This window comes from Bacillus sp. LNXM12-1 (assembly GCF_003004375.1).
Classification (GTDB): domain Bacteria; phylum Bacillota; class Bacilli; order Bacillales; family Bacillaceae; genus Bacillus.
Window position 1 is genome coordinate 123,724 of sequence record NZ_PVWX01000005.1, and the last position, 14,337, is coordinate 138,060.

At 43.4% G+C, this 14,337-nt stretch carries 10 protein-coding genes; 6 read left to right on the forward strand and 4 right to left on the reverse strand.

Features of this window, described 5'->3' with window-relative positions:
- Nucleotides 1–22 precede the first annotated feature (22 nt).
- Nucleotides 23–1,576, forward strand: a complete 1,554-nt coding sequence (locus C6Y07_RS17180) for an ABC-F family ATP-binding cassette domain-containing protein (protein WP_024426645.1) — start codon at nucleotides 23–25, stop codon at nucleotides 1,574–1,576.
- A 49-nt stretch (nucleotides 1,577–1,625) separates the two neighbouring features.
- Here the strand turns inward: C6Y07_RS17180 and C6Y07_RS17185 are convergent, their stop codons facing one another.
- Together C6Y07_RS17185 and C6Y07_RS17190 are read right to left on the reverse strand one after the other, a co-directional pair.
- Nucleotides 1,626–2,816, reverse strand: coding sequence for an MFS transporter (locus C6Y07_RS17185; RefSeq protein ID WP_066031184.1), 1,191 nt, complete (start codon nucleotides 2,814–2,816; stop codon nucleotides 1,626–1,628).
- Between the two features lie 56 nt (nucleotides 2,817–2,872).
- The gene (locus tag C6Y07_RS17190; RefSeq protein WP_060595739.1) at nucleotides 2,873–3,298 is read right to left on the reverse strand and encodes a MerR family transcriptional regulator; all 426 of its coding nucleotides are present in this window, start codon (nucleotides 3,296–3,298) and stop codon (nucleotides 2,873–2,875) included.
- Between the two features lie 143 nt (nucleotides 3,299–3,441).
- Here C6Y07_RS17190 and folE2 point away from each other — a divergent pair, with 143 nt between their 5' ends.
- Nucleotides 3,442–4,338, forward strand: a complete 897-nt coding sequence (gene folE2, locus C6Y07_RS17195; RefSeq protein ID WP_066031185.1) for a GTP cyclohydrolase FolE2 — start codon at nucleotides 3,442–3,444, stop codon at nucleotides 4,336–4,338.
- A 25-nt stretch (nucleotides 4,339–4,363) separates the two neighbouring features.
- Here the strand turns inward: folE2 and C6Y07_RS17200 are convergent, their stop codons facing one another.
- Nucleotides 4,364–6,253 (reverse strand): ABC-F family ATP-binding cassette domain-containing protein, encoded by a 1,890-nt coding sequence (locus C6Y07_RS17200; protein WP_106157091.1) that lies wholly within the window; start codon nucleotides 6,251–6,253, stop codon nucleotides 4,364–4,366.
- Between the two features lie 133 nt (nucleotides 6,254–6,386).
- Here C6Y07_RS17200 and C6Y07_RS17205 point away from each other — a divergent pair, with 133 nt between their 5' ends.
- Nucleotides 6,387–7,460 carry a tetratricopeptide repeat-containing glycosyltransferase family 2 protein gene (locus tag C6Y07_RS17205; protein WP_106157093.1) on the forward strand — a complete coding sequence of 358 codons (1,074 nt, stop codon included), beginning with the start codon at nucleotides 6,387–6,389 and terminating at the stop codon, nucleotides 7,458–7,460.
- A 180-nt stretch (nucleotides 7,461–7,640) separates the two neighbouring features.
- On the forward strand, nucleotides 7,641–9,032 hold the full coding sequence (bcaP, locus tag C6Y07_RS17210; protein WP_106157095.1) for a branched-chain amino acid transporter BcaP: 1,392 nt from the start codon (nucleotides 7,641–7,643) through the stop codon (nucleotides 9,030–9,032).
- Nucleotides 9,033–9,236: 204 nt separating this feature from the next.
- On the opposite strand, the gene C6Y07_RS17215 is transcribed toward bcaP, so the two are convergent.
- Nucleotides 9,237–10,652, reverse strand: a complete 1,416-nt coding sequence (locus C6Y07_RS17215) for an SLC13 family permease (RefSeq protein ID WP_060595735.1) — start codon at nucleotides 10,650–10,652, stop codon at nucleotides 9,237–9,239.
- Nucleotides 10,653–10,914: 262 nt separating this feature from the next.
- Here C6Y07_RS17215 and pbp4 point away from each other — a divergent pair, with 262 nt between their 5' ends.
- Both pbp4 and C6Y07_RS17225 read left to right on the forward strand, forming a co-directional pair.
- On the forward strand, nucleotides 10,915–12,954 hold the full coding sequence (gene pbp4 / locus C6Y07_RS17220; protein WP_106157096.1) for a penicillin-binding protein PBP4(5): 2,040 nt from the start codon (nucleotides 10,915–10,917) through the stop codon (nucleotides 12,952–12,954).
- Between the two features lie 134 nt (nucleotides 12,955–13,088).
- Entirely contained in the window at nucleotides 13,089–14,327 is a 1,239-nt protein-coding gene (locus C6Y07_RS17225) for an MFS transporter (RefSeq protein ID WP_034664564.1), read from the forward strand.
- The last annotated feature ends 10 nt before the right edge of the window (nucleotides 14,328–14,337 follow it).

Below are 14,337 nucleotides of genomic sequence, written 5' to 3' on the forward strand. Positions count from 1 at the left end.
GAATCTATTTGAGGTGTAAAAAATGATATTATCTGTTAAAGATTTAAGCCATGGCTTTGGCGACAGAGCCATTTTTCACGAAGTCTCCTTCCGTTTATTAAAAGGCGAGCATGTCGGCTTAATTGGCGCCAACGGTGAAGGAAAGTCAACGTTTATGAATATTATTACTGGCAAGCTGGAGCCAGATGCAGGAAAAGTCGAATGGGCAAAAAATGTCCGTGTCGGCTACCTTGATCAGCATACTGTACTAGAAAAGGGAAGAACGATCCGCGAAGTGCTTCAGGATGCATTCCACTATTTATTTTCCATGGAAGCAGCGATGAATGACATTTACGGCAAAATGGGTGAAGCCGATCCTGATGAGCTGGAAAAGCTGTTAGAGGAAGTTGGCGTCATTCAAGATGCGCTCACAAACAATGATTTTTATATCATTGATTCCAAGGTCGAAGAAATTGCGAGAGGTCTTGGGTTAACGGATCTTGGGCTGGACCGTGATGTGACGGAGCTGAGCGGCGGGCAGCGTACAAAAGTATTGCTTGCGAAATTGCTGTTAGAGAAGCCAGAAATTCTCCTTCTCGATGAGCCAACCAACTATTTGGATGAGCAGCATATTGAGTGGCTGAAACGCTATTTACAGGAATATGAAAATGCGTTTATCCTCATTTCACATGATATTCCATTTTTAAACAGCGTCATTAACTTGATTTATCATGTTGAAAATCAAGAGCTCACGCGCTATGTTGGTGATTATGATCAATTTAAACAAGTGTACGAAGTCAAAAAGCAGCAGCTTGAAGCAGCTTATAAAAGGCAGCAGCAGGAAGTCGCTGAATTAAAGGATTTTGTTGCAAGAAACAAAGCACGTGTCAGCACAAGAAATATGGCCATGTCCCGTCAAAAGAAACTGGATAAAATGGATATGATTGAACTCGCAGCAGAAAAGCCAAAGCCTGAATTCCACTTTAAGCCGGCACGAACTTCCGGGAAATTGATTTTTGAAACAAAAGATTTGGTCATTGGTTATGATGAACCGCTCTCTCGTCCATTGAATCTGAAAATGGAACGCGGGCAAAAAATTGCGTTATACGGCGCTAACGGTATCGGAAAAACGACATTGCTGCGAAGTCTTCTTGGAGAAATCACGCCAATTTCTGGTGAGGTGGAACGCGGAGAATTCCTGCATATTGGCTACTTTGAGCAAGAAGTAAAAGAGCAAAACAGCAACACTTGTATTGAAGAGGTGTGGAGTACCTTCCCTTCTTACACGCAATATGAAGTCAGAGCCGCTCTTGCAAAATGCGGATTAACGACAAAGCATATTGAAAGCCGCGTGTCTGTTTTAAGCGGTGGAGAAAAAGCAAAGGTCCGTCTTTGTAAGCTGATCAACGAAGAAACCAACTTACTTGTTCTCGATGAGCCGACCAATCACTTGGATGTCGATGCAAAAGAAGAACTAAAACGTGCATTAAAAGAATACAAAGGGAGCGTCTTATTGATCTCTCACGAACCTGAATTTTATCAAGATGTAGCCACTGAAACTTGGAATTGCGAATCTTGGACGACAAAAGTATTATAACGACAAAAAAGCCTTATATCTGTTCAGAAGATATAAGGCTTTTTTCTATTTAATGACCTGCTTGAATATTGACCAAATGCTTCCGGCCAAGAAGCAGGATGATCATGCCTAACAGAACGACAGCCGCCCCTACATAGTAAGGGGTGCTTGCTGTGTAAGATTCAGCAAGTACTCCGGCAATCCAAGGAGCAATCGCGCCCCCAATAAACCGCACAGCACTGTAAGAGGATGAAGCAATCGAACGTTCAACCGGCGCCGATCCCATCACAGCGGTCGTGAGCACTGTATTGATCATGCCAAGGATGCCCCCAGCAATAACAATTCCGCAGATGACGACTACAACATGTGAAGTCCATACCCCAATGCCGAATAAAATCACAGCAAATGAAGCAAACAGAACCACAAGGGAAGTCAATGTCCCAAGTTTGCGATGAATGACCGGCGCTGAGAAGACGGATGTCACTGCCAAAAATAGTCCCCATCCAAAAAAGACATAACCAAGACCATGCTCATCCAGATGAAGCACAAATGGCGAATAGGCTAAAAGCACAAAGAAACCAAAATTGTATAAGAAAGCCGCAGATGCCATCGTTAATAGCCCTTTATATTTTAACGCCCCGACAGCCTCGAATAATTTCACCTTTTTCTGAGGTTTTTGCATCGGCGGGAGCATAAACGTAATGGCTAAAAGAGCAACAAGCATTAACACCGCAACGCCAAAGAATGGCCCGCGCCAAGAGATCGTCCCAAGTTCTCCGCCAAGCAGCGGTCCAACCGAAATCCCAAGACCTAGTGCAGCCTCGTATAAAATAATGGCCTTCGCACTTCCTCCAACAGACACACCGACAATCACAGAGAGGGCAGTTGAAATAAATAAGGCATTCCCAATGCCCCATCCGCCTCTAAAGCCGATTAATTCATTAATCGTTGAAGAGGTACCGCCTAAAGCAGAAAAGACAATAATAAAAATAAGTCCTATTAATAACGTCCATTTCGCACCAATCCGACTAGAGATAAAGCCGGTAAAAAACATGACAAAGCCGGTCACAAGTAAGTAGCTCGTAAATAAAAGAGAGACCTGACTTGGAGATGCATCTAATTGTGATGCAATGGCTGGCAAGATCGGGTCCACAAGTCCTATCCCCATAAATGAAATCACACACGCAAAGGCAACAGCCCAGACGGCTTTCGGCTGCCTAAGCAGACTTGTACGCTGTTTCAACACTTCTTCTTCCTTCATTCCATCAGAACCTTTCCTTCAAATGTTGACAAAATAAAATAAACACGCAGAGGTGTTTATTTTTGTAATTGCTCAATTGCATGAGCCGCTCTTTCTTTCATCGCTTCAAGATCCTTTTTAAAAGATTGAATCGTTTCAAGCTTTTTTGTAATCAATTGATGCTGTACAGACAGCTGCGCCTCAATATCTAACAGCTTCTCTAATCGTTCCTTCGGATCAAGCGACAGCAAGTAACCTTCTTTATTCAGCTCAAGCTGCTTTCCTATTTCCATAAACGATTGAAGCTCTTGTAAAGAAAATCCAAGTACCTCTTTTGCCTGCATCACTTTCTCTAGTTCTTCCATGTCGTCCTCTGAGTAAAGTCTGACACCGCCCTCTGTCCGCTTTGGTGCTGATAATAAACCAATCTCTTCATAGAAACGTATCGTCCGTTTGGTCAGTCCGCTTCTTTTCGCCACTTGATCAATTTTCATCCATTCCATTGCCAGTGCCTCCTGCTCATCAATTCATGATTTATTATACACCTTTATAACCTTAACGTAAACGTAAATGTTCTCACTCTTGATTTTTCTCGTGTTTTGATGCAAAATAAATAGGAATTATTACGATTTAAAGGAGGGATCTCATGTTTTCTTTTCCACCCAAAAAAGAACGACACCAACAATTCGGATCTGTACCGCCAAGCCTTGGAACGAAGCCTTCTCAAAAAGAGAACATGACTGACACCCAAAAGACGGAGCAGGACTTTTATTTTCATCTTGAACAAGTCGGCATCTGCCGCGTGTCTTATCCTGTACGAATTTTGTCTAAAACGGCACCGCAGGACCAAATAACTTCTGCTGACTTTGCACTGAGTACCTCCCTGAGAGCTCACGAAAAAGGCATTCATATGAGCCGTCTCACTGAACAGCTGCACTCGTTTTACGAAAGCGGAAAGCCGCTTGATGTGAATAGCTTAAAAGCATTGACAGCAGCGCTTGCCCGTCAGATGAATCAGTCATCTGCCTCGGTTCAAGTTTCCTTCCCTTGGTACATGGAAAAGCAAAGCCCAGTCACCGGGAAATCGGGTTTGATGCATGCGACAATCACATATGACATTCATTTTCATGAAAAGGATGGATGGACCTGTCATATTGGCTGCGATGCACAAGTCACCACATTATGTCCTTGTTCTAAAGAAATTAGTGAATACGGTGCACATAATCAGCGTGGCTCTGTTTCCATTCAGGTAGAGTTGTTTGAACAAGCATCATTCCCTAACGACATGAAAGCAGCTCTTTTACATATCATTGAGTCCAATGCGAGTGCACCGCTGTATCCTGTGCTTAAAAGACCTGATGAAAAGAAAGTGACAGAAGAGGCTTATGAAAATCCACGCTTTGTAGAAGATCTCACAAGGTTAATGGCCATCGAATTATATGAGCAGCCATGGGTCAGGGGCTTTCAAGTCGAGTGTCGTAATGAGGAATCCATTCATCAGCATGATGCCTATGCGAAATGCTCTTATCAAAAAAACCTGTAGATCAACTCTACAGGTTTCTTATTTCTTAGTCATGACTCTCTAATTCCTCAATCATCAGCGATAGTTCTGTCCAGCGGTCCATTGCTTGTTCTAGTTCTTCAGCAACGGCTTTTTGTTCGTCCATCAGCTCTTGAATTTTTCCAAAATCACTGCCTGCCTCCGCAATGCTTGCTTCAAGCTGCTGGTGTTTTTCCTCTAATGCCTGAATCCGGTCTTCAATTCCGTCCCATTCAAGCTGGTCTTTATAAGAAAGTTTTTTTCTCTTTTTAGGCGCCGCTTCTACTTGTTTCTCAGCAGGCTTTGTCTCTGTCCGCTTCGCCTCTTTTTCTTGCTCCATGTAATCGCTGTAAGCACCTTGGAAGTGTGAAATGCGGCCATTACCTTCAAAGACAAGCAGACGGTGAACCACTCGGTCTAAGAAATAACGATCATGCGATACGGTCATAACAACGCCAGGAAACTGTTCTAAATAATCCTCTAAAATGCTGAGGGTCTCCGTATCAAGATCGTTCGTCGGCTCATCTAAAAAGAGAACATTTGGTTCTTCCATTAAGACTTTCAATAAATACAATCTGCGGCGTTCTCCCCCTGACAGCTTGCGAATAAACGTCCGCTGCATGGATCTTGGGAATAGGAACCGTTCTAGCATTTGCTCTGCTGTCACGATGGCGCCATCAGATGTCTTGACGATCTCAGCTGTTTCCTTGATGTACTCAATGATGGTCAGTTCTTCATCCATTTCCTTGTGATCCTGCGTGTAATAGCCAATGCGAACGGTTTGTCCAATCGTCAATTGTCCTGTAGTCGGTTCTATTTTACCCGCTAGACAGTTAAGAAGAGTCGTTTTGCCGACTCCATTCGGTCCGATAAATCCAATCCGGTCGCCCGGCACGACTAAATCTGTAAACCGCTCCACAAGGGTCTGGCCAGCAAATGAAATTGATAAGTCTTCTGCCTCTATGACTTGTTTTCCTAGGCGGTGCGAGCCGATAGCGAAATCAAGCTCTCCTTTCGCATCAGGCCCTTTTTGATCCATCAGCTCTTCGGCTCTGCCAATGCGAGCTTTTTGCTTCGTCGTTCTTGCTTTTGCCCCTCTTCTCAGCCATGCAAGTTCTCGTCTGAGTAAGTTTTGACGCTTCGTTTCTTTCACCTGAGCTTCTGCTTCTCGTTCGGCTCTTTTTTCTAAAAAGACTTCATAATTTCCTTTATACGTATAGAGCTGCCCTTGATTCAATTCATAAATTCGGTTGGCCACACGGTTTAGGAAATAACGATCATGCGTCACCAGAATGACAGCACCGCTGTATTGACTCAAATATCCTTCGAGCCATTCAATCGTTGCATTATCGAGATGGTTGGTTGGCTCGTCTAAAATCAGCAATCCCGCGGGCTGAATTAAATTTTTAGCAATCGCGACACGCTTTTTCTGTCCGCCTGATAATGCATGAACAGAGCGGCTCACATCTTTGACACCAAGCTTTGTCAAAATCGTTTTTGCTGACAGGTTCGCATCCCATGCGTCTTCCTGATCCATTCGATTTTGCATACGCATGAGCGCTTCTTGTTTTGCTTCATTTTGCGGATCATGCTCTAAATCGGCTAGCGCCTTTTCATATGCCTTCATCGTTTGAATCATGGGTGCCGTTCCAGAAAAAATGTAATCAAGAATCGTTTCATCCCCGCTCATTTCAGGGTCTTGCTCGAGAAATTCGATATCAAGTGTCCCTGCTTTCGAGATGTCACCCTCCTCATACGATTCAAGTCCCGCAATGACCTTTAGGAGCGTTGACTTTCCTGTTCCGTTTGGTCCAATCAACCCGATGCGTTCCTTTTGTTCTATATGAAAAGAAATATGATCAAACAGCGTTTTCTCGCCATATGTTTTATATAATCCTTCAACATTCAATAAACTCATTTTTATCAGCCCTTACATAGATTCTCCCTTTATTTTAAATCAGCCGGTAGCAGAAAACTAGTTTTAAAAAACCCGCTGCTGAAAAGAATGTTTCCTTTTGCTGCTCGATACACTATGAAGAGGTGATCTAAAGATGGTAACCATTAGCTTATGTATGATTGTGAAAAATGAAGAGGAAGTATTGGCGGATTGCCTTTCCTCTGTTCAAGACATTGTAGATGAAATGATCATCGTTGATACAGGATCAACAGATCGTACGAAGGAGATTGCTCACTCCTTTTCAGCACAGGTACTTGATTTCGAATGGGTTCAGCACTTTGCAAAAGCCCGCAATTTCGCTTTCTCACATGCAACGAAAGAGTATATTTTATGGCTTGATGCTGACGATGTTCTGCTTGAAGAAGACCGTCAAAAACTTCTTCATCTCAAAGAGACACTTGATCCTTCGGTGGACGCCGTCTCAATGTTTTATCATGTGGGATTTGATGAAGACGGTCAGGTGAATTTTAAATATAGAAGAAATCGCCTTGTGAAGCGTGCCTTGAACTTTCAGTGGTACGGGGCCGTACATGAGTTTCTTCAAGTGTATGGCAACATCTTTCCAGCCGATATAGCCGTCACACATCAAAAGCGCAAGAAAACAACCACTGGTGAGCCCGGGCGCAATCTTCGAATTTATGAAGACATGCTCGCAAAAGGAGAGGACATGACGCCACGTGATCTCTTTTACTTTGCCAATGAATTAAGAGATAACAGGCAGCATGTCAGGGCGATTCGTTTTTATCATGAATTTTTAGCGACAAAACAGTGCTGGATTGAGGATGAAATTCGCACATGCCAATATTTAGCCGACTGCTATTATGCGGTAGGCTTCGAGGAAGCGGCTTTATCCTCATTATTACGTTCTTTCTTATACGATCAGCCCCGTCCAGAATTTTGCTGCCGGATCGGGGATCATCTAAAAATACAAAATAAACATCAGGCAGCGATCTTTTGGTATGAGCAGGCGCTGAAGGCTCCTGAAAACGAAACAGCCTTCACACTCACACAGTATAAAACGTGGTATCCACATCTCCAGCTTTGCTATTGTTATTATCAGCTCGGCGATTTGGAAAAAGCCAAGACACATCACCTTGCCTCCTACGCCCATTACCCCACTCATCCAAGTGTGCTGATCAATGAAAAAATATTTGCTGAACAGACATAGATCCCCCGTCACCACATCCGCCTTCCACCTGCCAGCGGATGTCTCTTTTTATGCACAAATTCGATTGTGATGTTTAACACTTTAGTGATTTAAAGCGTTTTTCAACCAATTGACTAAATTGTCAATTACGCATATACTAACATTCGTCTTACGAAAAGATTTATCCATTAGGAGGTCAACATGAGTTCTTTATTTCGAAAAAAGTCTCTCGACCAGCTCATGCTTGAAAGTCAAACGAAGCGGCTTAGCCGATCGTTAAATACGTTTGATTTAATCTTGCTTGGCATTGGCTGCGTGGTCGGGACTGGTATCTTTGTGATTACGGGGGTTGCGGCAGCAAAGGATGCGGGACCTGCGATTATTATATCTTTTATTTTGGCTGCGATCGCATGCGCCCTTGCTGCTTTTTGCTACGCTGAATTCTCCTCGTCCATTCCTGTGTCAGGAAGCGTCTATACGTATTCCTACGCCACACTTGGGGAATTTCTCGCCTTCTTAATGGGCTGGGATCTCATGCTTGAATATGTCATTGCGCTCTCTGCTGTAGCAAGTGGATGGTCGTCCTATTTTCAATCACTGCTCAGTGGATTCGGTCTGCACATACCGAAGGCTTTATCAGCTGCACCTGGAGCCGCTGATGGTGCCGTCTTTAACCTTCCAGGCGCACTTATTATTTTACTCATCACCTTTATCGTCTCAAGAGGCGTCAAAGAAAGCACGAAGCTGAATAACATCATTGTGTTAATCAAAATTGCCATCGTCCTTCTCTTTATCATTTCAGGCTTTGCTTACGTCAAACCTGAAAACTGGACACCCTTTATGCCGATGGGCTTTGAAGGAGTGATCGCAGGCGCGGCAACAGTCTTTTTTGCTTATCTCGGATTTGATGCGATCGCCAATGCATCTGAAGAGGTCAAAAATCCGCAAAAGGCGATGCCGGTTGGCATTATCGGAGCGCTCGGTGTTTGTACCGTTTTATACATCGGTGTGTCCTTTGTCTTAACCGGCATGGTTCACTATACGAAACTGAATGTCAGTGACCCTGTCGCATTTGCTCTTCAAGTCGTTGGCCTTCATAGTGTGGCAGGTATCATATCAGCCGGTGCCATTATTGGGATCACAACGGTTTTAATTGCCTTGGTCTATGCGCAGGTTCGCTTAACCTTTGCGATGAGCCGCGATGGACTCATGCCAAAAGTTTTCTCAAATGTTCATCCAAAATCGCAAACACCCGTTGCCAACACTTGGCTGACAGGTGCTGTCGCAGCATGTATCGTAGGTTTTGTGAATTTATCGACGCTTGCGAATTTAGTGAGTATCGGTACACTTGCAGCCTTTACGGTGATTTCAATTGCCGTCATTGTTTTACGGAAAAAGCACCCGAATGTCAAAGCAGCGTTTAAAGTACCATTCGTGCCTGTTCTTCCGATTATCAGTGCGGTCATTTGTATCACACTTGCGACGACCCTTTCATGGGTGACTTGGAGAGCCTTCCTTATCTGGGTAGCCATTGGTGTCGTTGTTTACTTCACCTATGCAAGACGAAAAAGCCATCTTAATGAAACACATTAGAAAAGAGACACGGGGTTTCCCGGTCTCTTTTTTTTGCTTAAATCACGCTGTTTTTGGCTGAATTTGAGTCCACCATGTCTGGATCTAACACGCTTATTACACGCCAAAGGACACTCACATCAAAAAATCCACACCACCACCGAAGCCAAAAGAAACAAAAACACCGACGGTCTCGATTCGATCAAAGCCATCTTCTTAACCCGCTCAGCTTTTAAACACAATCGGGAGCCAGAAATACACCGCAAGGACAATCGCCACAATACTGATGATATTTAACCAAAAGCCTGCCCTGACCATATCAGATATTTTCAGCACGTCCGCACTAAAGACAGCGGCGTTTGGCGGTGTGGAGATCGGCAGCATAAACGCACATGAAGAAGCCAAAGCAGCCGCAGCCATTAACCCATATGGCTCCATACCAATCGCAAGCCCAAGCCCTACCGTAATCGGAATAATCATATTGGCAACAGCTGTATTCGACATAATTTCAGTCATAAACAAAATCGCTCCCGTTAAAATGATCAACAGCACGATATACGAAAGCCCATTTAAATGCTGTAGATTTTCCCCAATCCATCCCGTTAGATTGGTTTCTGCAAAGCCCGTAGCGAGCGAAAGCCCACCTCCAAACAAAAGCAAAAGCCCCCACGGCAGCTGTTTCATATCCTGCCATTCTAATATTCTCTCTCCATTTGTTGCTGGAATGAGAAATAACAGCATGGCACCGAAAATGGCGATAGACGTATCAGATACGGTGATCCCTCCAAACAAAAAGAGCTTAAAAATCCACAAAAACGCCGTCATGAGAAAAACAACAAACACCCATTTTTCCTCTTGTTTCATTTTTCCTAAATTCTCTAATCCCTTTCGAATGAACGCTACACTCATTTCACCTGTGTGCTCTACCTTGAACTGTACCTTGGTCAAATACAGAAATAAGAGAATGAGCAGAATCATCGCAACAGGAAAACCAAACAAAAACCATTCAAAAAACATAATTTCCCGATCTAGCAGTTTTTTTGACATCGCAGCAAACACCGCATTTGGCACAGATCCGACAAGTGTTGCTAGACCACCAATTGACGCTGAATACGCAACCGACAATAAGATGCTTTTACTGAATCGATCAAGAGATGGACCAGATAAGATTTCATTAGCCTTGACCTCTTTAATCACTGCAAGTGCCACTGGGAGCATCATCAGGGCTGTCGCTGCATTCGAAATCCACATAGATAAAAAAGCAGTCGCGATCATGACACCTAATACAATGCGGTCACTTCTTGTGCCAATCACCCTCAAAATGTGTAAGGCCATTCTTCTATGTAAGTTCCATTTTTCAATGGCAATTGCGATCATAAATCCTCCCATGTACATAAAGACGATCGGATCTCCATAAGCCCTTGATGTCTGTTCCATAGAAAGCCCGCCAAGTGTCGGCAGTAGGATGATGGGCAATAAAGATGTTGCAGGTATGGGCAGTGCTTCTGTCACCCACCATGTTGCCGTCCAAGCCGTAATGCCCAAGACTACCCTCGCAGCATAGGTCAATTCATCTTCAGGTATGAGAAACAGAACGAGCAAGAAGAGTGTCGGTCCAAGAATAAGTCCAATTACATTCACTTTTTTATAAACGATAACAATTCCCCCCTATTGAAAGCGCTTGTCATATTTTTTCTAATTTTCCACATTCGATGATCTCTTAAGAAATCCTTTAAATCATATGAAAAAATGAAGATATCTTTCATAAAAACAGCTGTCATTTTACTCCCATTTTCAAAACCATGACATGATGCCTTGGTCTATTTTCATAGGAGAAACTATACAAATCATGTGCAATCACTGTAAAATATAGAAGATCTAATCAAAAATTGAGGTGTTTTCATTGTATAAGGATCAAAGAAAATCATTTTGGAAACAGAAAAAATTTATTATTCCTCTTCTTAGCATCATCGTGATAGCAGCTGCTCTCTTTTTCTTAAAAGATACTCTTTTCTCAAAAGAAAAAGAGGCTTTAAAAGCGGCTGAATCCTTTACGAAACAATTGGAGAAGAAAGACTTTACGAAGCTGGTGGATGAGGTAACGAGTGCGTCTTTGAAAGCCAATGACTTCTCAAAAAAACAACTAGCCGAAAAATATGACAATATCTTTAACGGAATTGGTGCTTATGATCTGAACATATCAAAGCTCAACGTCGAAAAACAGGACAAAGGAAATGGGTATCAATTTTCCTATGATGTGACAATGAAAACGTCTTTTGGCAAGCTGCACAAGCTTTCTTACAAGGGCGTTCTCTCAGAAGAAGATGACAAGTGGAAAGTGGACTGGAAGCCAAATCTCATCTTCCCGCAAATGGAGAAGGGAGATACTATCAAAGTCAAATCAGACCCTGCTGTCCGTGGAAACATTGTAGACCGAAAAGGGCGTACGCTGGCAGAAACAACTGGTGGAAACGCACTTGGCATCATCCCAGGTAAACTCGGGACAGGGAAAGAAAAAGAACGCAATATCAAAAAAATCAGCAAGGCGTTTGATATAGACGAAGAACTGATTGACAATCAGCTGAAACAAGCATGGGTCACAGACGACACGTTTGTCCCGCTCAAATCAATGTTAGAGCAAAAGCCGATTCCAAAGGATGTAATAGGCGTCACCTATCAATCGAAGGAAATGCGTTACTATCCTTATAACGAAGCCGCCGCCCATCTCACCGGCTATGTCGGAAAAGCAAATGCAGATGATATCAAAAGAAATCCGGCATTAAAAGCAGATCAAATCATCGGCAAAACCGGCCTTGAATTTACGTTTGACAAAAACCTGCGTGGACAAGATGGCGGAAGCATTCTGATCGTCCATGATGAAACAGGCATTGAAGAAACATTGCAAAAATCAGATCGAAAAGATGGAAAAACAGTGAAGCTGACCATTGATGCTTCTTTACAGAAAAAAACCTATGAACAGCTAAAAGGTGAAAAAGGGGCCGTCACGATAATGAATCCATCATCGGGGGATCTATTAGCGCTTGTCAGCGCCCCTTCCTACGATGTCAATCTCATGACAAACGGGATCACACCTAAGCAATATCAGGTATACAGTGAAAACCCAGACCTCCCATTCCAAGCCCGGTATGCGAGCCGGTATGCACCAGGGTCTACATTCAAAACCATTACAGCGGCCATCGGGCTGGAAACAGGTGTCACAAAACCTAATAAAGTACGCACCATTCATGGACTGAAATGGCAAAAGGATCAATCTTGGGGCAATTATCGAATTACACGGGTTCACGATAAAGAAAACGTAAATATGGTCGATGCCCTCGTGTACTCAGACAATATTTACTTCGGACAGGAAGCACTGGAAATTGGCAAAGACACCTACGAGAAAAAAGTAAAAGCATTTGGATTTGGCGAAGATTTGCACATGCCATTTACAATGAAACCAGCACAAGTATCAAACGACGGCATTCAATCGGACATCTTACTTGCTGACTCTGCCTATGGCCAAGGCGAATTACTCATGTCACCGATTGAACAAGTACATGCCTATTCTCCATTTGCAACAGGAGGCAAGCTTGTCTATCCTCGAGTCGTTCAAGATGAAAAAACAGCATCACCAAAACAAATCATCAAAGAAGACTCGGCAAACACAGTGAAAGACGCGCTGACTCAGGTCGTGACCAGTCCAAACGGTACAGCTCACTCCTTACAAATTGAAGGAGCTGATATTGCCGCTAAAACAGGAACGGCAGAGCTGAAGAGCAAACAAGGGGCAACAGACGGTTCTGAAAATGGATTTTTACTTGCATTTAATCCTAAAAAAGAAGATTACGTCCTCGTCGGCATGATTGAAGGTGTGAAAAACCGCGGCGGAAGCGGACTCGTCATTCAAAAAATGAAGCCTGTGATCGCATCTTTTTATCAATAACCCTTTAGAGACACAAGCACTTGTGTCTCTTTTTTCTAAATCATGACAATTTGCTATTGTTTTATAGTTCACCTTATGAATAAAATGAGAAGAATGCAAAATAGAAAACAGTTGAATGAAAGGAGGAAGTCTCATTGGCTATTGCTGCTCGTACAAAGGATAAACCTCAAAATTCTGTCACCGGATCAACGGTTTACCCCATTTTATTGATTATTGGCATTTGCCATATGCTGAACGACACATTGCAAGCCGTTATTCCTGCGATGTTCCCTATTTTAGAACGCTCAATGGGGCTGACCTTTACACAATTAGGGCTGATTGCCTTTACATTAAATATGGTCTCCTCCGTCATGCAGCCCGCTATTGGGTGGTATACAGATAAACGGCCGATGCCTTATGCACTCCCGATTGCTTTATTTTCTAGTGCTGTCGGTATATTCGGGCTTGCGTTTGCGCCTTCCTTTGCCACCATTTTGCTTTGCGTTGTCTTTATCGGACTCGGCTCTGCAATTTTCCATCCAGAGGGCTCTCGTGTTGCCAACATGGCAGCTGGTCCAAGACGAGGACTTGCACAGTCCATCTATCAAGTAGGCGGAAATACAGGTCAAGCCTTTGCTCCGCTGATCGCTGCATTAATGCTCGTCCCTCTCGGTCAGCCAGGCGTGGCTTGGTTTACGATTGTTGGAATGATTGCTGTCGGTTTCCTTCTTTATATTTCAAGATGGTACGCAGGAAGACTTCAAACCATTCGAGCTCAAGCGAAAAAGGCTCCAGCAAAAGCTGCAAGATCTGATATTCATCGTAAGTCAGCACTCACAGCACTTGGCATTATCGTCTTTCTCATCTTTGCCCGCTCTTGGTATGGGAATGCGATATCGAATTTCTATGCGTTTTATGCGATTGAACAATATGGATTGACGATTAAAGAATCACAGACTTATATTTTCTTATTTCTCATTCTAGGTGCAATAGGGACATTTTTAGGCGGGCCGCTTGCAGACCGCTTCGGCAAGAAAACCGTGATTTTAATTTCCTTATTGGCATCCTTTCCACTTGCCCTGCTGCTGCCATTTGCCGGACCTGTTTTTGCTTATGTTTTACTTGGACTAATTGGGGTCATTCTGACATCAAGCTTCTCTGTCACAGTCGTTTATGCTCAAGAACTATTTCCCGGGAAAATTGGCACAATGTCTGGTTTAACGGTTGGGCTTGCGTTTGGTATGGGTGCAATTGGATCAGTCGCTCTAGGCTCATTCATTGATGCCTTCGGTTTAACGCCTACCATGATCGGAGTCGCCTTTTTACCGATATTAGGCATCCTGGCCTTCTTACTACCTAGCGATCAAACCATCTCCAAATGGAATGAATCATAAAAAGGAGAAA